At 62.5% G+C, this 26,982-nt stretch carries 18 protein-coding genes; 10 read left to right on the top strand and 8 right to left on the bottom strand.

What is annotated here, in order from left to right:
- Positions 1-73 precede the first annotated feature (73 nt).
- The 3 genes from infB (at position 74) to truB (ending at position 4,666) form a co-directional block, all read left to right on the top strand.
- Complete coding sequence (infB, locus tag HWX91_RS27235) at positions 74-3,052, top strand: translation initiation factor IF-2 (RefSeq protein ID WP_028199736.1); 2,979 nt, start codon at positions 74-76, stop codon at positions 3,050-3,052.
- Between the two features lie 226 nt (positions 3,053-3,278).
- A complete protein-coding gene (gene rbfA / locus HWX91_RS27230) occupies positions 3,279-3,644 on the top strand; it encodes a 30S ribosome-binding factor RbfA (protein WP_028199735.1) in 366 nt (121 codons plus the stop codon).
- Between the two features lie 86 nt (positions 3,645-3,730).
- On the top strand, positions 3,731-4,666 hold the full coding sequence (gene truB / locus HWX91_RS27225; protein ID WP_028199734.1) for a tRNA pseudouridine(55) synthase TruB: 936 nt from the start codon (positions 3,731-3,733) through the stop codon (positions 4,664-4,666).
- A 123-nt stretch (positions 4,667-4,789) separates the two neighbouring features.
- Here the strand turns inward: truB and HWX91_RS27220 are convergent, their stop codons facing one another.
- The 4 genes from HWX91_RS27220 to HWX91_RS27205 all read right to left on the bottom strand — a co-directional run bounded on the left by HWX91_RS27220 (position 4,790) and on the right by HWX91_RS27205 (position 9,840).
- Positions 4,790-6,352, bottom strand: coding sequence for a DHA2 family efflux MFS transporter permease subunit (locus HWX91_RS27220; RefSeq protein WP_028199733.1), 1,563 nt, complete (start codon positions 6,350-6,352; stop codon positions 4,790-4,792).
- A gap of 30 nt (positions 6,353-6,382) precedes the next feature.
- Positions 6,383-7,657: an EmrA/EmrK family multidrug efflux transporter periplasmic adaptor subunit gene (locus HWX91_RS27215; protein WP_028199732.1), complete on the bottom strand. Its 1,275-nt coding sequence runs from the start codon at positions 7,655-7,657 to the stop codon at positions 6,383-6,385.
- 76 nt (positions 7,658-7,733) lie between these two features.
- A complete protein-coding gene (locus tag HWX91_RS27210) occupies positions 7,734-9,272 on the bottom strand; it encodes an efflux transporter outer membrane subunit (RefSeq protein ID WP_028199731.1) in 1,539 nt (512 codons plus the stop codon).
- Positions 9,273-9,321: 49 nt separating this feature from the next.
- Complete coding sequence (locus HWX91_RS27205; RefSeq protein WP_028199730.1) at positions 9,322-9,840, bottom strand: MarR family winged helix-turn-helix transcriptional regulator; 519 nt, start codon at positions 9,838-9,840, stop codon at positions 9,322-9,324.
- 316 nt (positions 9,841-10,156) lie between these two features.
- Between HWX91_RS27205 and typA the strand changes: the two genes are divergently transcribed.
- From typA to HWX91_RS27175, 6 genes are all read left to right on the top strand, one after another.
- Positions 10,157-11,983, top strand: a complete 1,827-nt coding sequence (gene typA, locus HWX91_RS27200; RefSeq protein ID WP_028199729.1) for a translational GTPase TypA — start codon at positions 10,157-10,159, stop codon at positions 11,981-11,983.
- A gap of 407 nt (positions 11,984-12,390) precedes the next feature.
- Positions 12,391-15,252 (top strand): 2-oxoglutarate dehydrogenase E1 component, encoded by a 2,862-nt coding sequence (locus HWX91_RS27195; protein WP_028199728.1) that lies wholly within the window; start codon positions 12,391-12,393, stop codon positions 15,250-15,252.
- A gap of 151 nt (positions 15,253-15,403) precedes the next feature.
- A complete protein-coding gene (gene odhB / locus HWX91_RS27190; protein WP_028199727.1) occupies positions 15,404-16,690 on the top strand; it encodes a 2-oxoglutarate dehydrogenase complex dihydrolipoyllysine-residue succinyltransferase in 1,287 nt (428 codons plus the stop codon).
- A gap of 150 nt (positions 16,691-16,840) precedes the next feature.
- On the top strand, positions 16,841-18,271 hold the full coding sequence (gene lpdA / locus HWX91_RS27185; protein ID WP_028199726.1) for a dihydrolipoyl dehydrogenase: 1,431 nt from the start codon (positions 16,841-16,843) through the stop codon (positions 18,269-18,271).
- Between the two features lie 90 nt (positions 18,272-18,361).
- Entirely contained in the window at positions 18,362-19,459 is a 1,098-nt protein-coding gene (gene zapE, locus HWX91_RS27180; protein WP_028199725.1) for a cell division protein ZapE, read from the top strand.
- 162 nt (positions 19,460-19,621) lie between these two features.
- Positions 19,622-20,071, top strand: a complete 450-nt coding sequence (locus HWX91_RS27175) for a transposase (protein ID WP_028199724.1) — start codon at positions 19,622-19,624, stop codon at positions 20,069-20,071.
- A gap of 163 nt (positions 20,072-20,234) precedes the next feature.
- Here HWX91_RS27175 and HWX91_RS27170 read toward each other — a convergent pair whose 3' ends face one another.
- From HWX91_RS27170 to HWX91_RS27155, 4 genes are all read right to left on the bottom strand, one after another.
- Positions 20,235-20,717, bottom strand: a complete 483-nt coding sequence (locus HWX91_RS27170) for a DUF2147 domain-containing protein (RefSeq protein WP_028199723.1) — start codon at positions 20,715-20,717, stop codon at positions 20,235-20,237.
- Positions 20,718-20,991: 274 nt separating this feature from the next.
- A complete protein-coding gene (locus tag HWX91_RS27165; RefSeq protein ID WP_028199722.1) occupies positions 20,992-22,701 on the bottom strand; it encodes a ShlB/FhaC/HecB family hemolysin secretion/activation protein in 1,710 nt (569 codons plus the stop codon).
- Positions 22,702-22,948: 247 nt separating this feature from the next.
- The gene (locus HWX91_RS27160; protein ID WP_028199721.1) at positions 22,949-24,400 is read right to left on the bottom strand and encodes a collagen-like triple helix repeat-containing protein; all 1,452 of its coding nucleotides are present in this window, start codon (positions 24,398-24,400) and stop codon (positions 22,949-22,951) included.
- A gap of 184 nt (positions 24,401-24,584) precedes the next feature.
- Entirely contained in the window at positions 24,585-26,099 is a 1,515-nt protein-coding gene (locus HWX91_RS27155) for a collagen-like triple helix repeat-containing protein (RefSeq protein ID WP_028199720.1), read from the bottom strand.
- A gap of 658 nt (positions 26,100-26,757) precedes the next feature.
- Between HWX91_RS27155 and HWX91_RS27150 the strand changes: the two genes are divergently transcribed.
- Positions 26,758-26,937 (top strand): Flp family type IVb pilin, encoded by a 180-nt coding sequence (locus HWX91_RS27150; protein WP_028199719.1) that lies wholly within the window; start codon positions 26,758-26,760, stop codon positions 26,935-26,937.
- Positions 26,938-26,982 lie beyond the last annotated feature (45 nt).

Here is a 26,982-nt window from a genome sequence, read left to right as displayed (position 1 = left end):
AATTGAAGCGGCCGTCAGGCCGCATGACAAGATGCTAACCGCAAGGAATCGGTCCTTGCATTAAGAGGAATGAATGGCGAGTAACAACGTAGCCCAATTTGCCGCGGAACTGAAAATGCCAGCAGGCGTGCTCCTTGAGCAGCTGCAGGCAGCAGGCGTCACCAAAGCGAGCGAAGACGACAGCTTGTCCGAAACGGACAAGGCGCGTCTGCTCGACCACTTGCGCAAGTCTCACGGCTCGACTGATGCAGACAAGCGCAAGATCACGCTGACGAAGCGGCATACGTCGGAGATCAAGCAATCCGACGCGACGGGCAAAGCTCGCACCATTCAGGTCGAGGTGCGTAAGAAGCGCACTTTCGTCCGCAGGGACGAATCCGCCGCTGAAGGCGGCGATGCATCGAATCATGTGGCCGAGGCCGACGTCGACGATCTCGAACTCCAGCGCCGTGAAGAGGAAGCTCGTCACGAAGCCGAGCTGCTCGAAAAGCAGGCTCAGGAGTTGAAGGCGCGTCAGGAACAACTCGAGCGCGAAGAAGCTGAACGTCAGGCGCGCGAGCAGGCGGCTGAAGCCGAGCGCCGTCGTGCGGAAGAAGAAGCGGCGAAGAAGCGCGCTGCAGCTGCGGCTGCGGCCGAAGCTGCGGCTCGTGAGCAGGCTCAGACGGCGAAGTCGGCGCAGGTTGCCCAGCCGGCAGCTGCCGCGAAGGCTGAACCGGTCGCGGCCAAGGCTGCGGAACCGGCGGTTGCCAAGGAAAGCGAGCAGGACGACGAGCGCGCTGCGGCAGAACGCGCGGCGCAACGCGAAGCGGCGAAGAAAGCGGAAGACGCAGCGCGTCAGGCCGCCGAGAAAACGCGCGCCGAGCAGGAAGAAGTCAGCAAGCGCCGGGCAGCGGCGGAAGCCGAAGCGCGAGCCATTCGCGAAATGATGAACACGCCGCGCAAGGCGCAGGTCAAGGCGCCGGAACCGGCACCGAAGCCCGCCGAGCCGGCCAAGGCCGCGGAAGCCAAGGGCACGCTGCACAAGCCGGCACGTCCGGCGGGTGAAGCACCGGCGCGTCCGGCAGCTAGGAAGCCGGCTACTGCAGCGGCTCCGGCTGCAACGACCACGCCGTCGGCTGGCGACAAGAAGAAGCCGGGCGGTGGCAAGGGCGGCTGGCAGGACGACGCAGCGAAGCGCCGCGGTATCAAGACGCGTGGCGATACGAGCGGCGGTGTCGATCGTGGCTGGCGCGGTGGCCCGAAGGGTCGCGGCAAGCATCAGGATCAGAACACCACATTCCAGGCGCCGACCGAACCGATCGTGCGCGAAGTGCACGTGCCGGAAACCATCACGGTCGCCGATCTGGCGCACAAGATGGCAGTGAAGGCATCGGAAGTCATCAAGTCGATGATGAAGCTTGGCCAGATGGTCACGATCAACCAGATGCTGGACCAGGAAACGGCGATGATCATCGTCGAGGAACTGGGCCACCACGCGGTTGCGGCCAAACTGGACGATCCGGAAGCCATGCTGGTCGAAGGCGAAATCACGGACGCGGAAGCGCTCCCGCGTCCGCCGGTCGTCACGGTCATGGGTCACGTCGACCACGGCAAGACCTCGCTGCTCGACTACATCCGCCGCGCCAAGGTGGCCGCGGGTGAAGCGGGCGGGATTACGCAGCACATCGGCGCCTATCACGTCGAAACGCCGCGCGGCGTTATCACGTTCCTCGATACGCCGGGCCACGAGGCATTTACGGCCATGCGTGCTCGCGGTGCGAAGGCAACCGACATCGTGATTCTGGTGGTCGCAGCCGACGACGGCGTGATGCCGCAAACCAAGGAAGCGATCGCCCACGCGAAGGCTGGCGGCGTGCCGCTCGTCGTCGCGATCAACAAGATCGACAAGCCGGATGCGAATCCTGAGCGCGTCAAGCAGGAACTCGTCGCCGAAGGCGTCGTGCCGGAAGAATACGGTGGCGATTCGCCGTTCGTGTCGGTGTCGGCGAAAACCGGTACGGGTATCGACGAACTGCTGGAAAACGTGTTGCTGCAAGCCGAAGTGCTGGAACTGAAGGCACCGGTCGAAGCGCCGGCCAAGGGTCTCGTCATTGAAGCGAAGCTCGATAAGGGTAAGGGGCCGGTCGCAACGATCCTGGTCCAGTCGGGTACGCTGAACCGTGGTGACGTGGTGCTGGCAGGTAGCGCTTACGGGCGCGTGCGAGCCATGCTCGACGAAACCGGCAAGCCGACCAAGTCGGCAGGCCCGTCGATCCCGGTTGAGATTCAGGGTCTGTCGGAAGTCCCGCAAGCTGGCGAAGAAATGATCGTCATGCCGGACGACCGCAAGGCGCGTGAAGTCGCGTTGTTCCGTCAAGGCAAGTTCCGCGACGTCAAGCTGGCCAAGCAACAGGCCGCGAAGCTCGAGAACATGCTGGAACAGATGGGCGAAGGCGAAGTGGCGTACATGCCGCTCATCGTCAAGGCCGACGTGCAAGGTTCGCAGGAAGCGCTGGTGCAGTCGCTGCTCAAGCTGTCGACCGACGAAGTCCGCGTGCAGATCGTGCACGGTGCCGTGGGTGGCATCAGCGAGTCGGACGTCAACCTGGCTACGGCTTCGAAGGCGGTCATCATCGGCTTCAACACACGTGCGGATGCACAGGCGCGCAAGCTGGCGGAAGCCAACGGCGTCGATATTCGCTACTACAACATCATCTATGACGCAGTAGATGAAGTGAAGGCCGCGATGTCGGGCATGCTGGCACCTGAGAAGCGCGAAATCGTGACGGGTACGGTCGAAGTGCGCCAAGTCTTCAAGGTACCGAAGATCGGCGCGGTGGCCGGCTGTATGGTCACGGACGGTTTCGTCAAGCGTTCCTCGTCGGTGCGCGTGCTGCGCAACAACGTCGTCATCTTCACGGGCGAGCTCGATTCGCTCAAGCGCTTCAAGGACGACGTCAAGGAAGTCCGTCAGGGCTTCGAGTGCGGTATGTCGATCAAGAACTTCAACGATATCGTCGAAGGCGATCAGTTCGAAGTCTTCGAGGTTACCGAAGTCGCGCGTACGCTGTAATTCACGCGGCATTGGCTCAACGGGCGGAGCGGGCTTAAGCGCCCGCTCCGCCCGTTGTTTTTGGGCCCGCGCATTTTGTCGCGTAACGCGCTACCAGGGTGGTTTGCCGCCGCTATCACGCCGCTTCGCCGTCGCCGGGTAACAAGCCTGGCAACAAGCCTGGCAACAGCCGCCACGGCGCGCACGAACAACTTTTTTGCATCCGTCTGAACGGATCACAAACACCATGCCTAAAAAACGTTCTTCTCCCAATCGCAACGTGCAGATCGCCGATCAGATCCAGCGCGACCTGTCCGAGTTGCTGCGCGAGGTCAAGGATCCGCGCATCGGCCTCGTCACGATTCAAAGCGTTGAGCTGACGCCCGACTACGCGCACGCGAAGGTCTATTTCACGACGCTGACCGGCGACCCGCAACAAACGCTCGAAGCGCTCCAGCACGCGGCCGGCCATCTGCACAATCAGCTGTTCAAGCGCCTGCACATTCATACCGTGCCGACGCTGCATTTCCATTACGATCAGACGATCGAACGGGCCGTTGAAATGTCCCGTCTGATCGACGAGGCGAACGCCAATCGCGCGAAAGAAGACTGAGCCGTTGCAGTGCTTCAGTTGCAATACCTCAGCCGCTGCTTGTTTAGCGCTGTTTCCGTACACTTCGAAGACCCTGTCTTTCTGACATGACCGCACCTCAACGCCCCCGCGTGCCGCGTCGCGCGCTCGACGGCGTGCTGCTGCTCGACAAGCCGCTCGGCCTGTCGAGCAACGACGCGCTGATTCGCGCGAAGCGTCTTTATCTGGCCAAAAAGGCGGGCCACACTGGCACGCTTGATCCACTTGCCACGGGTCTTTTGCCGCTGTGCTTCGGCGAAGCCACCAAGTTTTCGCAAGATCTGCTCGAAGCCGACAAGACTTATGAGGCGACCATGCGCCTCGGTATCCGCACGACCACGGGCGACGCCGAAGGCGAGCCGATCGACACGCGCGACGTGACCTGCGATCAGGCGACGGTCCAGGTGGCGATGCAAAAATTTCTCGGCGACATCGTTCAGGTCCCGCCGATGTATTCGGCGCTCAAGCGCGACGGCAAGCCGCTGTACGAATACGCGCGCGCCGGTCAGACGGTCGAGCGGGAAGGGCGTCAGGTGACGATTCACGCGCTCGACATGCTGGCGTGTACTTTGCCCGACGTGACGTTTCGCGTGACGTGCAGTAAGGGCACGTATGTTCGCACGCTTGCCGAGGATATCGGTGAGGCGCTCGGTTGTGGTGCGCATCTGGTCGCACTGCGGCGTACCGGCGTCGGCGCACTGACGCTGGAGAATTCGGTGACGCTCGACGCATTGTCCGACGCGACGGAGAGCGAGCGTGATGCGTGGCTGCAGCCCGTCGATGCATTGTTGTCCACGTTCCCGCCCGTCACCCTGAACGAGGATGCAACCCGCCGTTTCCTGCACGGTCAGCGTCTGAAGCTCTCCGAGTTGACCATTACCGGCGAGGCTGTGAACGCGCCACGTGTACGCGTCTATGCAGAAGAAGGCCGCCTGCTAGGCGTCGCGAAGCAAGGCGAGGGCGTATTGGCGCCCGAGCGGCTCGTCGTCACCACGGAGAGCTAGCCCGTTAGCTCGCCAATTGGCCTGCGAAGAGACGAACCTGGCAAACAAAAAGGCGGGACCGCTGCCCAGTGGTCCCGCCTTTTTTCACATCATCGGTTGCTACAGACGAAAGACGCTAAACCCTCAATGCGCCGCCGCTGCCGCAGCACCCGCATCGCCGCCGGCGCGTTCCGGCCTGGCCATCCAGATCAGCGCGATCAGCGCGACGAAAATCCCCGCCGACACGAAGAACAGATCATTCACGCCCAACTGTGCGGCCTGCTGCGTGGCCATCGTATTGAACAGACCATACGCCTGCGGCTGACTGAAGCCCGCCGCGCCCATCTGCCGGATCGACTGATCGAACACCGGGTTGTACACGCTGGCCTGCTCGGCCAGTTGCGCGTGATGCATGATGGTGCGGTGATCCCACGCGGTCTGGAAAATCGACGTGCCGATACCGCCGCACATGATCCGCACGAAATTCGACAAGCCCGAGGCCGCCGGAATCCGGTTGCCCGGCAAGCCCGACAACGTGATAGACACGAGCGGGATGAAGAACCCGGCCATGCCGATCCCCTGAATCAGAGTCGGCAACAGAAGCGAATACGTATCGACGCCGGTCGTATAACGTGAGCGCATCCAGAAGCACAGCGCAAACACCAGAAACGACAAGGTCGCGATATAGCGCGGATCGGTACGCGGCAACACCTTGCCGGTGATCGGCGACAGCAGCACGGCGAACAGGCCGACCGGCGCCATCACGAGGCCCGCTTCGGTGGCGGTGTAGCCGATATTGGTTTGCAGCCACAACGGCAGCAACACGAGGTTGCCGAAGTAGAGCCCGTAGCCAATCGACAACGCAACCGTGCCACTCGTGAAATTGCGCCGGCTGAAGAGCGACAGATCGACCACCGGATGCTCGGCCGTCAATTCCCACACAATGAAGAAGGCGAGAGCGATCACCGCAACCAGCGCCAGCACGACGATCGTGGTCGACGAGAACCAGTCGAGGTCCTTGCCCTTGTCGAGCATGATCTGCAACGAGCCGACCCAGAGGATCAGCAGGCCGAGACCGACGCCGTCGATCGGCGCCTTTTTGACGACTGAATCGCGGTTGCGGAAGATCGTCCACGTCGCGACGGCGGCAATCGCGCCGACAGGAATATTGACGTAAAAAATCCACGGCCACGAGATATTGTCCGAGATCCAGCCGCCGAGAATCGGCCCGGCCACCGGCGCGATCAGCGTGGTCATGGCCCACATCGACAGCGCCATCGGCGCCTTGGCGCGTGGATAGCTGGCGAGCAGCAGCGTTTGCGACAGCGGAATCATCGGGCCGGCCACGGCGCCTTGCAGCACGCGCGAGGCCAGCAGGAACGGCAGGGTGGGCGCGAGGCCGCACATCCATGACGAGATCACGAACAGAATGATCGACGCCATGAACAGGCGCACCTGGCCGATACGGTCGGTGAGCCAGCCGGTCAGCGGCACGGAAATCGCGTTCGCCACCGCGAACGACGTGATCACCCATGTCCCCTGGTCGGACGACACACCGAGGTCGCCCGAAATGGAGGGGATCGACACGTTCGCAATCGACGTGTCGAGCACGTTCATGAACACGGCGAGCGACACCGCGATGGTGCCGATCACCAGTTGCGCGCCCTCGAGCGGCGGATGAGGGACTTGCGCCTGAGCCTGAGCCATTAAAAAGCCTTCTAGGAATCGTCGCGCCGCTTACATCATCTTCGCAGCGGGCCGGGTGGCTCCGCTGCTTTGAAGCGATTTTTGCGAGCCGCCGTTCGGACCTGCGTTTTCCGCAATGATGCGGGCGATTTCAGCGTCAGCCTGGTCGCCGTACTTGTCGAACACATTGGTCTGATAGACCGTGTTTGGCGCCTGGCCGAGCTGGCCGCCCTGGTCGTCCTTGATGCTCACGTCGGCTTGCATTGACAGTCCGATACGCAGCGGATGCTTTTCAAGTTCCTGCGGATCGAGCGCGATCCGCACCGGCAGACGCTGCACCACCTTGATCCAGTTGCCGGTTGCGTTCTGCGCGGGCAGCAGCGAGAACGCCGAACCGGTGCCCGCCGAGAAGCCGACCACCTTGCCGTGGTACACCACGGACGAACCGTACACGTCGGCCGTCAACTCGACCGGCTGACCGATGCGCATGTGCTTCAGTTGCACTTCCTTGAAGTTCGCATCGACCCACACGCCGCCCAACGGCACGATGGCCATCAGCGGGGTGCCCGGCGAAACGCGCTGGCCGACCTGCACCGAGCGCTTCGCGACGTAGCCGGTGACCGGCGCCGGCAGGTTGTTACGTGCATTGTTCAGGTATGCGTCGCGGACCTTCGCGGCGGCGGCCTGCACGTTCGGGTGATTGGCGATCGTGGTGTTGGCGGTGAGCGCGCGGTTCGATGCCAGTTGCTGCTCGGCGGCATCGACGGCGGCTTGCGCGCTCTTCACGGCGTCGCGGGCGTGCGAGATTTCTTCCGCCGACACAGCGCCGGTTTGCGCCACCGTCAGGCGGCGCTTCAGGTCGTCCTGGGCGCGCGACAGATCGGCCTGGCGTTGAGCAACCTGCGCCTGGTACTGGTTGTCGTCGGCGAACAGGCCGCGCACCTGGCGCACTGTCTGCGCGAGATTCGCTTCGGCCTGTTCGAGCGCGACGCGCGCGTCGGCCGGATCGAGCACGACGAGCGGGTCGCCGGCCTTCACGGTTTGCGTGTCGTCCGCGTTCACCGCGATCACCGTGCCGGTGACTTGCGGCGTGATCTGCACGACGTTGCCGTTCACGTACGCGTCGTCGGTGTCTTCATGGAAGCGTGCGTCGAGGAAGTAGTAAAGGCCGTAGGCGAGCGCGGCGATCAGGATCACGATGACGAGCAGCGTCATCATGCGCTTGCGCTTGCCGTTGTTCGCCGGCGGTTGGGCCGGTTGCTGTGTCGGCTGCGGGGCCGATTGAGCCGGCTGGGTAGTAGCCGCGGGCTGTTGGGTGGTGCTCATTGATGTGCTCCGGGTTCTCTCAAGCGTCGTCGTTTATTCGGATGTTCGTGCGGGTGTGGTCTGCGGCGGTGCGGCTTCAGTTTGCAGCTGCGGTCGTGGCGGCGGATGATGCCGCGGCGGCCGGTGCCGCGGCGGCCGATGCCGGAGCATCGGTCGGCACCACGAGGCCGGTCTGCGTTGCGTCGAACCCGCCGCCGAGCGCCTTGATGAGGCTGATCTGCATATCGCGGCGGCGCATCTTCAGGCCCGTCACTGTCTGTTCGGCGCTCAAACGGTTCTGGTCGGCGGTCAGCACCTGCAACTGCGGCGACAAACCTGCCTTGTAGCGGATCACTGCCAACTGATAGGCCTTGGTCGACGCGTCGAGCGCGCGCTGGGCATCGCCCGACTGCTGGTCGATCGAACGGATCGACGACACTTGCGTCGCGACATCCGACAGGGCACTGATCAGCGTCTGGTTGTAGTTCGCCACGTCCAGGTCGAAGTCGGCGTAGCGGCCCTTCAACTGCGAACGCAGCGCGCCGGCGTCGAAGATCGGCAGGTGAATCGCCGGGCCTAATTGCATCTGGCGGCTGCCCGACTTAAGGAAGCGACCCCAGCCGAACGCGTCGAAACCCACGCCGGCGGCGAGGTTGATGTCCGGGAAGAATTCGGCTTTTGCTTCCTTCACGTCGTGCATCGCGGCTTCCACCTGCCAGCGCGCGGCGACGATGTCCGCGCGGCGCGCCACGAGGTCGGCCGGCAGGTTGTCAGGCAGCGCGACCGTGCCGCCGGTGGTCAGCACCGGTTTGGCGATCTGCAGGCCGCGGTCCGGGCCCTTGCCGAGCAGCGCGCCCAACTGATAGCGCACCACCGTGATCTGACCGTCGAGGTCGGTCAAATTCGCCTGACTGGTCGCAATGTTGCCGTTCGCGGTTTGCCGTTCGACATTGGTGTCGAGGCCGGCGCTGACGCGGCCGTTGGTGATGCGGCCGATATCCTGCCGGTTGGCGATTTCGCGAGCGGCGATGTCGCGGAACGCGTACAACTGGGCAAGCTGGTTATAGGTGCTCGCGACGGAGGCGGCGAGCGTTACGCGCGCCTGCTGCATATCGGCTTGCGCGGCCTTTTCCTGCGACACGGCCTGGCCCAGACGCTGGCGGTTCTTGCCCCACAGGTCCAGATCCCACGACGCGCTCGCCAGCACGTTGTTCTCGCTATACCAGGTGCCGCCGTACGGAGGCGGGTAGAGCGCGTTGCCCGAGAACAGTTCGCGAGTCCACGAATAGCTGCCGTTGACCTTCGGGTACAGCGCCGAGCGCGAGCTTTCAATGTACGACGAAGCCTTGGCGAGGCGAGCCTGCGCCTGCGCGATCGAGGGGCTGCCTTCCAGCGCTTCCGCGATCAGTTTGGGCAGCTGCGGGTCGCCGAACTGGTTGGCCCAGTCGAGCGACGGCCACTGGCCGCCCTGGCCGGGCAGACTCTGGGCGGACTCATACTGAGCCGGCGACGAGATCTGCTTGTCGCTCTTCATGCCGAAGTAGTTCGCGCACCCCGTGAGGGCGAACGCTGTCACCGCGGCGGCGACAGCGGCCCGGCTCGAAAGCGCGGGCGCGGACAGGGAAAGGGATTTCATCGCTCGACTCATTGAGTGGAATGTAATGATGGACACTGCAAGCAATTTATTACGATTTGCTGTCAAAATTGCTTGCTGCATCACGGGTTAGTCCCGGTGGTTGTTCGCCGGAGTTGATGAGCACGCGGCGCAGCATGCTCTTCAGAAAGCCCACTTCTTCGGCGGTAAAGCCGTTTAGCAGGCTGTCCAGCACGCCGTTGAAAATGGCCGGCATTTTCGCGGCGATGGCGTGGCCTTCCGGTGTCAACGCGAGCCGGACAACCCGCCGGTCTTCGTTGCTGCGCACGCGCGTGAGCAGCCCGCGCTTCTCCAGACGATCCACCAGACGCGTGACGGCGCTGGCATCTATGCCGTATTCCCGTGCCAATTCGGCGGCCAGCAGACACTTGCCGCTCGCCACCATGAACAGGATGCTGCCTTGCTGACTGGTAATGCCCAGCTCCGTCATGCTGCGCTGGGTGACCAGGTTCGACATGGTCGATTTCACCCGCGAGAGCAGATAGCCGACGCTTTCGCCCAGCTGGTATTCGCTGACAATCGGGTCAGGCGTTAGGGACGGATCCGGCATGATTCTCGTGCGAATGCAATGGTTGACTAGGCAGGATTATAGGCAGCGGTTGATTGACGCGGCAAGTGTTATTACAGCTTAGGCAAGGAACTTTTCCTTCTCAAGGGACAATCCGCGCGGTTTTGCGTAGGGATAGCGAACGGGCGATGAGGTTGTTTCTCACATGCGGATGCGGGGAGGCGCGCCGGCAATCAGGGAAAACGAGATGGCTTCATTTGCCCGTGCTATAATGTTGGGTTCCCAAAAGTGCGCTTTGGGCTTTGTTGGCTTCGTACACAATGCTGCTGCTGGCGCACTCAACTGTCTCCAGGTTCCTATGACTCGCGCCCTACGCAACATCGCCATCATTGCCCACGTCGACCACGGCAAGACCACGCTCGTCGACCAGCTCCTCCGCCAGACCGCCACGTTCCGTGACAACCAGCAGATCGCTGAGCGCGTGATGGACTCGAACGACATCGAAAAGGAGCGTGGCATCACGATCCTTTCGAAGAACTGCGCGGTCGAGTACGAAGGCACCCACATCAACATCGTCGACACCCCGGGCCACGCCGACTTCGGCGGTGAAGTGGAGCGCGTGCTGTCGATGGTCGACTCGGTGCTGTTGCTGGTCGACGCAGTCGAAGGCCCGATGCCGCAAACGCGCTTCGTGACCAAGAAGGCGCTGGCGCTCGGCCTCAAGCCGATCGTCGTGATCAATAAGGTGGACCGTCCGGGCGCGCGTATCGACTGGGTGATCAACCAGACGTTCGACCTGTTCGACAAGCTGGGCGCAACCGACGAACAACTCGATTTCCCCATCGTCTACGCATCGGGCCTGAACGGTTACGCCGGCCTCACGCCCGATGTGCGCGAAGGCGACATGCGCCCGCTGTTCGAAGCCGTGCTGAAGCACGTGCCGGTGCGCGATGCCGATCCGGAAGCGCCGCTGCAGTTGCAAATCACCTCGCTTGACTATTCGTCGTACGTCGGCCGTATCGGCGTGGGCCGCATCACGCGCGGCCGCATCAAGCCTGGCATGGCGGTGGCCGTGCGTTCGGGTCCCGATGGCGCGATCCTGAACCGCAAGATCAATCAGGTGCTGTCGTTCAAGGGTCTCGAGCGCGTTCAGGTCGAATCGGCTGAAGCCGGCGACATCGTGCTGATCAACGGTATCGAGGAAATCGGTATCGGCGTGACCATCTGCGCGCCGGAGCAACCGGAAGCGCTGCCGATGATCACCGTCGACGAACCGACGCTGACCATGAACTTCCTCGTCAATTCGTCGCCGCTGGCCGGCCGCGAAGGCAAGTTCGTAACGAGCCGTCAGATTCGTGACCGCCTGATGAAGGAGTTGAACCACAACGTCGCGCTGCGCGTGAAAGAAACCGGCGACGAAACGACGTTCGAAGTGGCGGGCCGCGGCGAACTGCACCTGACGATTCTGGTGGAAAACATGCGTCGCGAAGGCTACGAGCTGGCCGTGTCGCGTCCGCGCGTGGTGATGCAGGAAATCGACGGCGTGAAGCACGAGCCGTACGAAAACCTGACGGTCGACATGGAAGACGCCCACCAGGGCGGCGTGATGGAAGAGCTGGGCCGCCGCAAGGGCGAAATGCTCGACATGGCGTCGGACGGCCGTGGCCGTACGCGTCTCGAGTACCGTATTTCGGCGCGTGGCCTGATCGGCTTCCAGTCGGAATTCCTCACGCTCACGCGCGGCACGGGCCTGATGAGCCACACGTTCGATTCGTATCAGCCGGTCAAGGAAGGCGCAGTGGGCGAGCGTCGCAACGGCGTGCTGATTTCGCAGGACGACGGCGCGGCAGTTGCGTACGCACTGTGGAAGCTGCAGGATCGCGGCCGCATGTTCGTGTCGCCGGGCGAGCCGCTGTACGAGGGCATGATCATCGGCATTCACAGCCGTGACAACGACCTGGTCGTGAACCCGATCAAGGGTAAGCAGCTGACCAACGTGCGCTCGTCGGGTACGGACGAAGCGGTGCGCCTCGTGCCGCCGATCCAGATGTCGCTGGAATACGCGGTCGAATTCATCGACGACGACGAACTCGTCGAAGTCACGCCGCAATCCATCCGTCTGCGCAAGCGTTACCTGAAGGAGCATGAGCGCCGCAGCGCCAGCCGTAAGGGCGCAGTGGACTAAATCAGCACCGGCGTTGCCCTCGGGTAAGCGCCTCGCTGTCAGGCAAAAGCCACCTCCGGGTGGCTTTTGCCGTTTCTGGCACTCCTTTTGGTCCCCTTTTGGCGCTCATTCGGCGTTAGGCGCAGTTGCTCGCTATTGAACGGCTAATTGCGGCGTTCGTCCCCGTTTCCTGCAGAAGACTATTGCGGGCGCTTGATAATGCCGCCGAAAGCCCGTCGCCACGGGCTTGAGCGGCAATCCGTCTGCTATCTGCACTATCCGTTCTGTGATATGCTCCCCGGGTGCAAAGTTTTAGGTCCTTCCAAGCAAGACTTGATTCGCGCAATCCGCTAAACGGTCAGGCCGTGTCGCGGAAGGTTCTGTAACCCGCTATTTCTCGAGAAACTCGAAGAAAGGTGAGCGTAAAAATGATGAAGCAATTCCAGTCGAACTCTTATCTGTTCGGCGGCAATGCTCCGTACGTAGAAGAAATGTACGAAGCGTATCTCGATAATCCGGCGTCAGTGCCCGAGAACTGGCGCAGCTATTTCGATGCGTTGCAGAACGTTCCTGCATCGGATGGCAGCAATGCCAACGACGTGGCCCATGGCCCGATCGTCGAATCGTTTGCACAACGGGCCAAGGCGAATGCCTTTATCCCGCGCACGGCAACTGGCGGCGAAGACCTCGCTACCTCCCGCAAGCAAGTCTATGTGCAGTCCCTCATCGGCGCATATCGCTTCCTCGGCTCGCAATGGGCCAATCTCGATCCCCTGAAGCGCCGCGAACGTCCCGCTATCCCCGAACTTGAACCTGCGTTCTACGACTTCACCGAAGCCGACATGGACCAGGAGTTCAGCGCCACGAATCTGTATTTCGGATTCGAGCGTGCTTCGCTGCGCGAGATCGTCAAGGCTCTGCGTGACACGTATTGCGGCACGATCGGTGCCGAGTACATGTACATCAGCGATCCGGAACAGAAGCGCTGGTGGAAAGAGAAGCTCGAGTCGATCCGTTCGACGCCGAATTTCTCCAATGAAAAGAAAAAGCACATTCTGAATCGCCTGACGGCCGCTGAAGGCCTCGAGCGCTTCCTGCACACCAAGTACGTCGGCCAGAAACGCTTCTCGCTCGAAGGCGGCGAAAGCTTCATCGCCTCGATGGACGAAGTCGTGCGTCACGGCGGCGCCAACGGCGTGCAGGAAATCGTCATCGGCATGGCCCACCGCGGCCGTCTGAACGTGCTGGTCAATACGCTCGGCAAGATGCCCGCCGACCTGTTCGCCGAATTCGAAGGCAAGCACGTCGACGACCTGCCGGCCGGCGACGTGAAGTACCACAAGGGTTTCTCGTCGGACGTCTCGACCGAAGGCGGCCCGGTTCACCTGTCGCTCGCGTTCAATCCGTCGCACCTCGAAATCGTCAACCCGGTGGTCGAAGGTTCGGCCAAGGCGCGTATGGATCGCCGCGGCGACGACAGCGGCCTGCAAGTGCTGCCGGTGCAGATCCACGGCGACGCGGCCTTCGCAGGCCAGGGCGTCGTGATGGAAACGCTGAACCTCGCGCAAACGCGCGGTTACGGCACGCACGGCACGCTGCACATCGTCATCAACAACCAGATCGGTTTCACGACGTCGGACCCGCGCGACTCGCGCTCCACGTTGTACTGCTCGGACGTCGTCAAGATGATCGAGGCGCCGGTGCTGCACGTGAACGGTGACGATCCGGAAGCGGTCGTGCTGGCTACGCAGCTGGCTATCGACTTCCGGATGCAGTTCCACAAAGACGTTGTGGTCGACATCGTCTGCTTCCGCAAGCTGGGTCACAACGAGCAGGACACGCCCGCTGTCACGCAGCCGCTGATGTACAAGACGATCGCCAAGCACCCGGGCACGCGCGCACTGTACGCTGAAAAGCTCGTACAGCAAGGAGTGATCACCGCGGAAGAAGCCGACGAATTCGTCAAGGCCTACCGCAAGGCGATGGACGAAGGCCACCACACGGTCGATCCGGTTCTGTCGAATTACAAGAGCAAGTACGCGGTGGATTGGGTTCCGTTCCTGAACCGCAAGTGGACCGATGCAGCCGACACGGCCGTGCCGCTGGCTGAGTTGAAGCGCCTCGCCGAACGCATCACCACGATCCCGGAAAACTTCAAGGTGCACCCGCTGGTCGAGCGCGTCATCAACGACCGTCGCGCGATGGGTCGTGGTGAAGCGAAGCTCGACTGGGGCATGGGCGAACACCTGGCATTCGCGTCGCTGGTCGCATCGGGCTATGCAGTGCGCCTGACCGGTCAGGACTCGGGCCGCGGTACGTTCACGCACCGTCACGCGGTGCTGCACGATCAGAACCGCGAGCGCTGGAACGACGGCACGTATGTGCCGCTGCAGAACATCGCCGAAGGTCAGGCGAAGTTCACGGTGATCGACTCGGTGCTGTCGGAAGAGGCGGTGCTGGGCTTCGAATACGGCTACTCGACCGCTGAACCGAATACGTTCGTCGCGTGGGAAGCGCAGTTCGGCGACTTCGTGAACGGCGCGCAAGTCGTGATCGACCAGTTCATCTCGTCGGGCGAAGTTAAGTGGGGCCGCGTGTCGGGTCTCACGATGCTGCTGCCGCACGGCTACGAAGGCCAGGGTCCGGAACACTCATCGGCGCGTATCGAGCGTTTCCTGCAACTGTGCGCGGATCACAACATGCAAGTGGTTCAGCCGACCACGCCGGCGCAGATTTTCCACCTGTTGCGCCGTCAGATGATCCGCCTGTTCAGGAAGCCGCTGATCGTCGCTACGCCGAAGTCGCTGCTGCGCCACAAGGAAGCCGTGTCGGATCTGTCGGAACTGGCGAAGGGCTCGTTCCAGCCGGTGCTCGGCGAAATCGACGAAGCTATCGACGCGAAGAAGGTCAAGCGCGTCGTGGTGTGCTCGGGTCGCGTGTACTACGACCTGCTGGCGCATCGTCGCGAATCGAAGTCGAACGACGTCGCGATCATCCGTATCGAACAGCTCTATCCGTTCGCGCATAAGCAGTTCGAAGCGGAAATGAAGAAGTACGACAACGCGACCGAAGTGGTGTGGGTGCAGGACGAGCCGCAGAATCAAGGCCCGTGGTTCTACATCGAACACCATCTGAAGGAAGGCATGAAGGACGGGCAGAAGCTGGCATACAGCGGCCGTCCGGCTTCGGCCTCGCCGGCAGTCGGCTACTACGCGAAGCACTACGAGCAGCAGAAGGCGCTGGTCGAAGGCGCTTTCGGCCGCCTCAAGAGCGCGTCGATCGCTAAATAAGCACACGAGCCGAACCGGGAAAGCGCCGCGCGCTTTCCCGTGCCGCGCTTAGTGACCGACTTGATGGTTCATTCGCGGCATTCGAGGTTCGCAGGCGGTCGTCGAGTACATAGATCGCGCCGTCACCCGATACGTATTCAGGATATTCATAATGGCTATTGTTGAAGTCAAGGTTCCCCAGCTCTCCGAGTCGGTTTCGGAAGCCACCATGCTGCAGTGGAAGAAGAAGCCCGGCGAGGCTGTTGCACAAGACGAAATTCTCATCGAAATCGAGACCGACAAGGTCGTGCTCGAAGTGCCGGCACCCGCGGCCGGCGTGCTCGCGCAAGTGATCTCGAACGACGGCGACATCGTCGTGGCGGATCAGGTGATCGCGAAGATCGACACCGAAGGCAAGGCAGGCGCTGCTGCTGTCGAAGCCGAAGTGAAGCCGGCGCCGGAAGCCGCACCGGCTCCCGCCGCCGCTCCGGCTGCTCAGGCCGCATCCGCAACGGGTGCGAACACCGCTGCTTCGCCGGCCGCCGGCAAGCTGATGGCCGAGAAGGGTCTGGGCGCTGGCGACGTCGCCGGCACGGGCCGCGACGGCCGCATCACCAAGGGTGATGTGCTGACCGCGGGTCAAGCCGCACCTGCACCGGCGGCGAAGGCCGCACCGGCACCGGCCGCCGCACCGAAGGCTGCAAAGCCGTCGCTGCCGGACGTCAAGGCACCCGCTTCGGCCGACCAATGGCTGAAGGACCGCCCGGAACAACGCGTGCCGATGTCGCGTCTGCGCGCGCGTATCGCCGAGCGTCTGCTCGAGTCGCAGCAAACCAACGCCATCCTGACCACGTTCAACGAAGTGAACATGGCGCCGGTGATGGATCTGCGCAACAAGTACAAAGACAAGTTCGAAAAGGAACATGGCGTGAAGCTGGGCTTCATGTCGTTCTTCGTGAAGGCGGCGGTTCACGCGCTGAAGAAATTCCCGCTCGTGAACGCGTCGATCGACGGTAACGACATCGTCTATCACGGCTACTTCGACATCGGTATCGCGGTCGGTTCGCCGCGTGGCCTGGTGGTGCCGATCCTGCGCAACGCAGATCAGCTGAGCCTCGCTGAAATCGAGAAGAAGATTGCCGAGTTCGGCCAGAAGGCCAAAGATGGCAAGCTGTCGATCGAAGAAATGACGGGCGGTACGTTCTCGATCTCGAACGGCGGTGTGTTCGGCTCGATGCTGTCGACCCCGATTATCAACCCGCCGCAATCCGCTATCCTGGGCGTGCACGCCACCAAGGAACGCGCTGTCGTCGAAAACGGCCAGATCGTGATCCGTCCGATGAACTATCTGGCGCTGTCGTACGACCACCGGATCATCGACGGTCGCGAAGCGGTGCTGTCGCTGGTCGCCATGAAGGATGCGCTGGAAGACCCGGCGCGCCTGCTGCTCGACCTGTAAAGACTGGCTTCTCCGGCGCCGGCTTGTCATTGTGCAAGCCGGCGCCATATAAGAACCAGGCAAGCATCACGTCTTTCGCATTCCGCAGTACAGGAACGACGCGCGCTACGAAGCGTGGCCGCGCGCCGTTCCGCCATCCAAAGGATTGTCATGTCCAAAGAATTTGACGTCGTCGTGATCGGCGCCGGCCCCGGCGGCTACATCGCTGCAATCCGCGCCGCGCAGCTCGGCAAGACGGTTGCATGTATCGAAAAATGGAAGAACCCGGCCGGCGCGCTGAAGCTCGGCGGCACGTGCCTGAACGTGGGTTGCATTCCGTCGAAGGCATTGCTCGCGTCGTCGGAAGAGTTTGAAAATGCATCGCATCACCTCGCCGACCACGGTATCAGCGTGGAAAACGTGCAGGTCGATATCGCGAAGATGCTGGCCCGCAAGGAAGGGATCGTCGAGAAGATGACCAAGGGTATCGAATTCCTGTTCCGCAAGAACAAGATCACGTGGCTCAAGGGCCATGGCAAGTTCACCGGCAAGACGGACGCCGGCGTGCAGATCGAAGTCAGCGGCGAAGGCGAGACCGAAGTCGTGACGGCGAAGAACGTCATCATCGCAACGGGCTCGAAGGCGCGCCATCTGCCGAACGTTCCGGTCGACAACAAGATCGTCGCCGACAACGAAGGCGCACTGACGTTCGACTCCGTGCCGAAGAAGCTCGCCGTGATCGGCGCGGGCGTGATCGGTCTGGAACTCGGTTCGGTGTGGCGCCGTCTCGGCGCGGATGTGACCGTGCTCGAAGCGCTGCCGGAATTCCTCGGCGCGGCCGACCAGGCGCTCGCCAAGGAAGCCGCCAAGCAGTTCAAGAAGCAGGGTCTGGATATTCACGTCGGCGTGAAGGTCGGTGAAGTCAAGACTACCGACAAGAGCGTCACGATCAATTACACGGATAAGGACGGCAACGCGCAAACGCTCGAAGCCGACCGCCTGATCGTGTCGATTGGCCGCGTGCCGAACACCGACAACCTCGGTCTCGAAGCGATCGGCCTGAAGGCAAACGAGCGCGGCTTCATCGACGTCGACGACCACTGCGCGACGGCTGTGCCGAACGTGTACGCAATCGGCGACGTGGTGCGTGGCCCGATGCTCGCGCACAAGGCTGAAGATGAAGGCGTGCTGGTCGCTGAAATCATTGACGGTCAGAAGCCGCATATCGACTACAACTGCATTCCGTGGGTGATCTACACCGAACCGGAAATCGCGTGGGTCGGCAAGACGGAGCAGCAACTGAAGGCCGAAGGCCGCGAGATCAAGACGGGCCAGTTCCCGTTCATGGCGAACGGCCGCGCGCTGGGCATCAACAAGGCGGATGGTTTCGTCAAGATGATCGCCGACGCGAAGACCGACGAACTGCTCGGCGTGCATATCATCTCGGCGAACGCATCGGACCTGATCGCGGAAGCCGTGGTGGCGATGGAATTCAAGGCGGCCTCGGAAGACATCGGCCGTATTTGCCATCCGCACCCGTCGCTGTCGGAAGTCATGCGCGAAGCGGCACTCGCCGTGGACAAGCGCGCGCTGAACATGTAATCACGCGCACGCCTGACTGAACGCAACTCTGGTATCACCACGAAGGCGGGCGGGTTCACTCCCTCCCGCCTTTCTTTTTGCAGCAACACAATGAACGTCACCGAATACTACGAGAAAGAACTGCAGACGCGGGGTTATCAATCGGACCCGGCGCAACGTGCGGCGGTCGACCGTCTGCAGCGGTGCTATGAAGAGTGGGTCGAATACAAGTCGCGCCGCTCGAACGCGTTCAAGAAGCTGATCATCCACCCGGATCTGCCGCGCGGCGTGTACATGTGGGGCGGCGTAGGGCGGGGCAAAAGCTTCCTGATGGACAGCTTCTATATGGTCGTGCCGGTGCAGCGCAAAACACGGCTGCATTTCCACGAGTTCATGCGCGAGGTCCATCGCGAACTGGAAGAACTGAAAGGCACGGCCGATCCGCTCGACGAACTCGCGCGTCGTATCGCCAAGCGTTACCGGCTGATCTGTTTCGACGAGTTCCACGTCTCGGATATTGCCGACGCGATGATTCTCTACCGTCTGCTCGACAAGCTATTCGAGAACGGGGTGCAGTTCGTGATGACGTCCAATTACGATCCGGACACGTTGTATCCGGACGGACTGCATCGCGACCGCATGCTGCCGGCCATCGAGCTGATCAAGTCTAAGCTCGACGTGATCAATGTCGACGCGGGCATCGACTACCGCAAGCGCACGCTGGCTCAGGTCGAGGTGTATCACACGCCGCTCGGCGCCGCTTCGGACAAAGCGTTGCGCGACGCGTTTTCGCGTCTTGCAGCGGTTCCGGACGAGAGTCCTATCCTGCGCATCGAAAAGCGCGAGCTGAAGGCGCTGCGCCGCGCCGACGGCGTCGTGTGGTTCGATTTCGCGACGTTGTGCGGCGGTCCGCGCTCGCAGAACGATTACCTGGAACTGGCGAGCCGCTTTCATGCGGTGATCCTGTCCGGCGTGCCGCAGATGTCGGTGCGCATGGCCTCGGAGGCGCGCCGCTTCACCTGGCTGATCGACGTGTTCTACGACCACAAGGTCAAGCTGCTGATGTCGGCTGCGGTGCCGCCCGAGCAGTTGTACGTCGACGGTCCGATGGCTAACGAATTCACGCGGACGGTGTCGCGCATTATTGAAATGCAATCGAAAGAGTATCTCGACGCCCCGCGCCGGATCGTCGATACGTCGCTGACCTGAGCCGTCGCATGACGCGGGCGCGAATGCTTTTGCGATAGATCACGATCCGCTCGCCGAACAGGCGATGTAAGAAGGCGTATTTTCAAGATTCGGATTGGTCTTATATTCCGCCTGCGGACGACTGGATATCTTCTTTGTCATGGTTTTGACAAAGGAGTAACCATGAATCCGTACCGCGATATCAATGACGAAGAATGGCAACGTGTTGCACCGTTGCTCCCTGAATTGCGTCCGCGCTCCGAACTGCGTGGCCGGCCGCTTGCCAACACCCGCTCGGTGCTCAACGGCGTATTGTGGGTGATGTACAGCGGCGCGACCTGGTCCGCCATGCCGCGCAAATATCCGTCGTATCAGACCTGTCATCGCCGCTTCAAGGCGTGGTACGAATCCGGCGTGCTCAAGCGCGTGATGGATCAGTTGTTTGGCGCCGGAAGCGAAGAGCTCTGCAACCTGATGGAAGCGCGCATGCGCAAGCATGTGAGCGCGGAACAGAAGAGCGTCGACGCGGAGAAGGTCGCGGCCGCAGCACCTTCGGCGTACGGCTCGGTTGCGGTCAAACCGTTGCCGTCTTCACCGTTCGCGTATGCGTCCCCCTTCAAGCACGCTGCATGACGACGCCAGTCAGCCAGGCTCAAACAAGAAACGGCCAGGCGATCGCAATCGCTGGCCGTTTCTTGTGGCGCTATCAGGACTGCGGTAGTCGCCCTGATAGCGCATTAACTTCGCGTCGTATTTCAATCCCGTCTCAGGCTCCGGCGCCTGAACGACTCGCTCACTATTGCTGACGAATCCAGGTTTGCGAGCGGCCCAGCAGCGAAACGCCAATGTAGCCACGCACCACCAGCTTGTTCCCACCATCTTCCAGGTGCATCTTGCACTTGTAGACCTTGCCGTTTTCCGGGTCGAGAATCTGCCCGTTATCCCAACCGTCGCCGTCCTTTTTCATATCGTTGATGATCGTCATGCCGAGAATCAACTGGTCCTTGCGTGCATCCGTGCATTCGGTGCAGCGGCGATCCGGTTGATCGTTCGCATTGAGTCCCTTGATCACCTTGCCGTTCAGCGAGCCGTTGCTGTCCTGCGTAATCTGCACGAGTGCTTTCGGTTGGCCGGTGTGATCGTCGATGGTCTGCCATGTGCCGACCGGCGAATCGGTTTGTGCCATCGCCGTGATGGCGCTGACGAGAAGCACGCCGGCGAGGGCGGCGTGTTTGGCTGTGCGAAGCGCGATCGTGCGCGCGTGTTGAGTGAATTGCATGGTTGTCTTCCTCCTTGATTAAAGACGGCGCGATCATGGTCGCGCGGCGTTATTAACATCTCGGACATCTCGGGCGGTTTTCAACTTCCAGTCGCCGTGATGCCTGGTGTATCCGGCATGGCTCTCAGGTTCAGCTTCGGCTACATCGTTCTGCGGCTCGCGGCTCGAATGCCGCGGGCTGCATATCACCAGCGCAGAATACGTGAAGTGCGCGTGAAAGTGCGCGCGCCTTTTGATAGTGGAACCTCTAATCAGGACGCGGCACTGTCGAGCCTCAGTTCAACTGATACGAGAATGTCGCGTTGATGCGTGGGCTGCGTGACGTGCTCTCCACCGGCGCGTCGCCGATTGCCTTGGCTACCGACAGGTCCAAACTGTAATACTTCGCGTCCGAGATCCGGAATCCGAATGCGATCGACGACAGCCTCGACGGCGACGGCGTTCCCGCGTGCAGGTAGACGCGAGCCATGTCGAACGACACGTAGGGCGTGAAGGTGCGCAGATAGGTGAAGCCCGGTGTAAACCCCCGGTTGACTTCGAACATCGCGCCCCAGCCCGAATCGCCCGATGCTTCACCCGGTTGATAACCCTGCGCGAAGCGTTGCGCGCCGAACGAGATCTGTTCCGACGTCGGCAGCGAGACGGCGCTGTATTGGCCGGTCAACGAAACCGCGGTGCCGATCTTCAACGGCCACTCGTTGGTTTGTGAAAAGCTTGCGCCGGTCCGCACGAAGTTGATCGACGCCGGATTCGTGACGGTAGTGCCGGGCACGTTCGTGTCGCCGGATTTCGATGCCCCCAGAATATCGAATGCCTTTGCCACCGTGACGCTCGCGCGCCGTACCTGGCCGGTTTCCACGTTCACGTAATCGGCCTGCAGTTGCAACACCCGCACCTGCGAGCGAAAGCCGATCTGCGCGCCGGTCTGCTGGTTGTTGTACCTGTCCTCGTCGTGCGACGCGTAGACGGAGGCCGTGCCGATCACGCTTTGCTTGTTGTTCAGCAGGATCGGGTAGGCCAGCGAGCCGCCGATCTTGTCGTTGATGACCGTGCGCTGGATATAGGAGGGCAGGCCCGGGTTGTCCACCGGATTGCCGCGATAGTGCGTTGCGTCGATCTTTCCGATCAAGCCGTTGCTGCCGATCGGCACCGTGGCGTGCGCGGCGAGATAGGTGACGTTGTCACGGCCCTTCGGCAGCAAGGCCGACACGCTCAGTTGTTCGCCAAGCGCGGTGAGACCATTCTCGGTGGCGGTCAGCAAGCCTTGCACGCCGGGGTGGTTGAAGTCGATACCGGTGCTGACGTCGAACGGTTTGCGATCGACATTCAGTTCGAGCGTCGTGGCGCCGTCGGTATTTTGCGGCGGCGGCACGTTGGCCGCGACCTTCACGCCGGGCAGCAGGCCCAGCACATTGACGTAACGCTCGAAGGTGGCGCGCCTGAGCGGCCGGTCGGCGACGATGTGGTCCGCGATCGCGCGGATCTTGTCTTCCACCGCCCCCGCCTTGCCCGTTACCTTGACCGTGGAGACGTAGCCTTCCACCACCGTCACGCGTACCACGCCGCCCTCGAAGGTCTGCGCGGGAATGAACGCGAACGAGAGCGCGTAGCCGCGATCCTGATACAGCTTGGTGACGCCATTGGCGACCTGAATCAGATCGCCAATCGTGGTGTCCTTGCCGACGAGCGGCGTGAAGCGTTGCGCGACTTCATCGAACGGAATGGATTTCACGCCCTCGACCTGAATTTTGGAGGGCGTCAGATGGCGGGCCAGCAGTTCCTGAAGTTGCGGGGCTTGCGGTGCAACCTGCATGGTCACGTTCGGGCCCTTGTCGGGTGCCTTGATCTGCGGCAGCGAATCGAGTGGGTTGCCGCCGACTGTCGGGCCAGCCGGGCGTGACTGCGCTTGTGCGTCTACCTGCATCGCGCTTGCCGCAAGCGCGGCGAGCAGAAGGGTCCATTTACTACCGTACCCGAGTTTCATCGGATTTTCCTCGTATGCCGTTCTTGTCTTGCGGACGCGCCGCCTGGCCGGGCTGGTCGCGATCGCTTATGTGTGGCTCGACGCATACTGCCATGCTTGCATGTATTACGTCACGTGCTCCGTTGGGCTTGAGCATCATCTGCGCAAGCGCGGAGCACGTGATAAGGCGAGTTGCCATGCGCACTGTGTAACGGGGCGTCAGAAACGACGTCCTATGCACGCGGCATCGATCGGCAACTTATGCGGACTACTTATGGCTCACCGGCACCAGGCCGCCGAGCAGCGTCGTCAAGCCGCCTGTTGCGCTGCTCGAGTTGCCCGAACTGCTCGTCGAGCCGGCCGCCGAACTGAGCGCGCCGGTCAACTGGCCGACGAGGGCGGTTACGGGGGCGAGCGGGCCGCCGCTGCTACCCGAGGTGCTGCTGGTCACGCCGGAGAGCGCGCCCGTCAGCGACGACAGCGGATTCGATGCGCTACCCGTGCCGCCCAACCCACCCAATCCGCCCAACGTCGAAGTCAGCGAACTCAAAGGCGTGCCGCCCAGCAGAGAGGTCAGCGAACCGAGCGGCGAGCCGCCCGTTCCCGAGGTCAGCGCGCTCAGGGGCGTGCCGCCCAGTGCCGAGCTCAGGCCTGCCAGCGGTGTGCCGCCGAGCAGGGTCGAGACCGAGCCGAGCGGGTTGTTGCCGAGCCCGAGACTCGCGAGCGTGTTTTGCAGCGGGCCGAACGGGCTGCCGTTGGCGGGCGGCCCATTGACGACGGCGACGTTGGTGCTGCCAACGAGGCTCGTAATCAAGCCGGGAATCGGATTCGCGCCATTCGGGCCATTCGGATTGACGAGGCCGCCGGCGTTCGTCACCGTGTTGCCGAGCGAGCTGACCAAGTTGCCGACATCGGCGCCGAGCGGATTCTTCGTCGTCGCGCCGACTTGCGTGCCGGCCGAACTCACCGCGCCGCCGATTTGCGCAAGCAGGCCACCGACCGGCGCGCCGAGGCCGGTCTGCGTGCCGACCGTCTGCGTCACGAGCCCGGCGGTCTGCACGATCGGCGTGATGGCGGTGCTAAGCGGCTGGGTGATCTGTTGCACCGGCACCGAGGCCAGCGTATTGCCGAGCGTCGCGCCACCCGCGTTCAGCGCGCCGGCGGTGGTGGAAAGCACGCCTGCCAACGGCGTCGTGAGCGGCGACAGCGGCGCGAGATTGCCGGTGCCGAGGCCACCGACCGTCGTGCTCAGACCCTGCACGACACCGCTCGTCGAGCTGACCACCGAGCCGAGTCCGGCGACCGTGGTGCCGACCGGATTGGAGGTCACGCCGATTTGCCCGACGCCGTCGCTCACCGCATTGGCGAGCGAATTCAGCGTGGTGCTGGTACTCGAGACTGCGTTGCCGAGACCTTGCGTGACTTGCGGGCTGAGGCCCGGAATGGTCTGCGAGGCGATCGTGTTGCCGAGGTCGCTGGTGGTCTTTGCCGCGGCGGTGGCGACGCCGTTGGTGCTCGACGTCGAGGTGGTGGGCGGGCCGCCGCTGGTCGTGCCGCCGCCGCCGGCACTACCGCTGCCGGACGCGCTCGATGGCACAGTGACGCCATTGCCGCCACATGCGGCGAGCAAGCCTGCGACCGCTACGGCGATCAACGGTGCGCGCAACGACGACACGGTCGCGCATGCCGCATGGAGAGAAAAAAAACGTTGGGTGGACATGTGTGCTCCTCAGTGTCTCAGTGTCTTCTGGATGTCGTGTGCGTTGTTTCCGTGCGCCGGTGTAACGGGTGTTTGAGCGGCGCGGCTCAATTCAGCCAGGTTCCGGCAGAGCCGGAGTACAGCGGGCGGGCCGCACTCCGGGTACTGGTGACCGCGCTTCTTTCGACGGCTGCGACGGCATGGCTTACTTCTTCCCACCCAGACCGCCGAGCAGGCCGCCGAGGAGCGACGTCACCGGGGCGAGCGGGTTGCTGGCCGACGACCCCTTGCCGCTGGTGCTCGACAGCGAGAGACCGGGGCTCGAGGTGGTCGAGGTGGTCGAGGTGGTGCTGGTCGTCGCGGCCGGCGTGGCGGCTGCGGTGGTGACGCCGCCGAGCGCACCGGTCACGCTCGAGAGCAGGCCGGTAACCGGGGCAAGCGGGCTGCTGCTGCCACCGGTCGCGCTGCTCAGGCCGTTGGTCACGCTCGAGAGCAGACCGGTAACAGGTGCCAGCGGGCTGCTGCCGCTCGAGGCGCCGCCAAGGCTGCCCGTCACGCTGCCGAGCAAGCCGGTAACCGGAGCGAGCGGGCTGCTGCTGGAGCCGGAGCCGCCGGTCAAGCCGCCGAGTACGCTGGTGAGCGGAGCGAGTGGGCTGCTGCTGGAGCCGGAGCCGCCGGTCAAGCCGCCGAGTACGCTGGTGAGCGGAGCAAGCGGATTGCCGCTGGTGCCGCCGGTGAGCAGACCGCCCAACGATGCGACCGTGGTGCCGGTATCGGTGACCGTATGGCCAAGAGCGGCTGTGATCGGATTGCCGCCGGTTGCGCCGATCAGCGTGCCGGCCTTGCCCAGGCCACCGCCGAGTGTCGAGAGCAGACCGTTCAGCGGTGCGCCGAGGCCCGTCGTGTTGCCGACCGTCTGCGTGGTCGCTGCGACCATCGACGTAATCGGGGTGATCGCGGTGCTGAGCGTTTGCGTGATCTGCTGAACCGGACCCGTCGAGAGTGCGGTGGTGAGCGTGCCGCCGGCGTTGGTCACGGCACCGCCGAGCGTATCGACGACACCGCCGAGCGGGGTGGTGACCGCTGCCAACGGCGCGAGCGGGCCGCTGCCGAGACTCGTCACGAGGTTGCCCGCGTCCGTCACGGCGCCGCCGACATGACCGACCACACCACCGAGGCTCGAGACCGTTGTGCCGACCGCGTTACCGCCGCTGCCGAGTTGGCCGAGTCCTTGGGATACGCCGTTGCCGAGCGTCGATACTGCCGAACCGACTTGCTGCACGATGCCGCCGGCGGCCTGGGTGGTTTGCGAGCTGACGCCGGGCAGGTTTTGCGAGCCGATCACGGTGCCGATGCTCGAGACCGTCGCGCCGACATCGCTGACCACGCCGCTGGAATTGCCGATGACTGTGCCGAGCGCATTCGCGACCGGGGTTGTGCCTGTTCCCGTTCCGCTGTCCGTACCCGAGCTGCTTCCCGAATTGGCGCTGCCGGAGGTGGAGCCGGAACCGCCCGAGCCCATCGAGCCGCTGCCGCTGGTGCCCCCGGTGCCGCTGGTGGTGGACAGGGTGCCGCCGGCGGAACCGCTGCCGGTGCTGTTGCTGCCGGTACCGGAACTAAGGGTTCCGGAGCCCCCGCAAGCGCCAAGAGAAAGCATCGCAGCCACGCTGGCCGCAATCAGGGTTGTTCGTACTGTAGTGTTGGCCGTTTGAATGTTCATGTCGCCCTCGCATCGCATGTGTTATTGGGTGTTGCTGCGTGCCTATCTCTGCATGAGCCGTGCCATTTCGACTGAGTAATGCAGGATATTTTTTTACTGAAGGGCGTGAAGCCATATCTGATATGGCTTTGCGAGGAATTGATGGAGTGCCCGCTAACTCGGATATAGCGTGCGAATATCAATCCGCTAAACGTTTGCGGGGGCTGCGTAACGTAACGAGCCGCGCGCGCCGTTACGAAACACGGCGTAACGCAAGCGCAGCGCGAGGGTTTCTTGCGCTTGAAACGTTCTGTTCAAACAAATAATTAGTGCAGCGAATCTAACTCATGGTTATTCCTATGTGCTGCAACGCACGAACTGCCGTTAACCTGAGTACGACACCAAAACGCATATGGTGTGGGGCTAAGGGCAGCGGACAATTGCTTAAATATGATTGTTCGGCTATAAAACCCGAAAGCATCAAGGATTGACGAGGGAGGTGCGTAATCGAACAGACAGCTACCAGACATCTGTTTTATTGAAGCCGGCTGCAAGGCGGTGCTTCTGCGGCGCAACAAGCAGGGCCAGGAATGAGAGACCAATGGTCCGTAGCGCGCAAGACTCCGTCATCCGAAGCAGCACGTAAACAAACGAAATAAATGAAAGTCCGAGGGTAAAAATGAAAAAGTTCGCCAAACGCTTCCTGAGAGATAACCGGGCCGTGACGGCCATCGAGTATGGTTTGATCGCGGGGTTAGTAGTACTCGTCATTGCCACGTCGGTAACAAACATCGGCACGAGCCTCAAAACCGTGTTGAACGCGGTCCAGGCTCTGATCGTCGTTCCGGCAGCAGCGTAAGGGCAACCTGTAAACGTCCAGCGGAGCGACTGACGTTAATACGTT

Origin of the sequence: Paraburkholderia fungorum (assembly GCF_902833645.1) — a bacterium.
Classification (GTDB): Bacteria; Pseudomonadota; Gammaproteobacteria; order Burkholderiales; family Burkholderiaceae; genus Paraburkholderia; species Paraburkholderia fungorum.
Note: the sequence above shows the minus strand (reverse complement) of the source record. Positions and strands in the feature narration are given on the sequence as shown.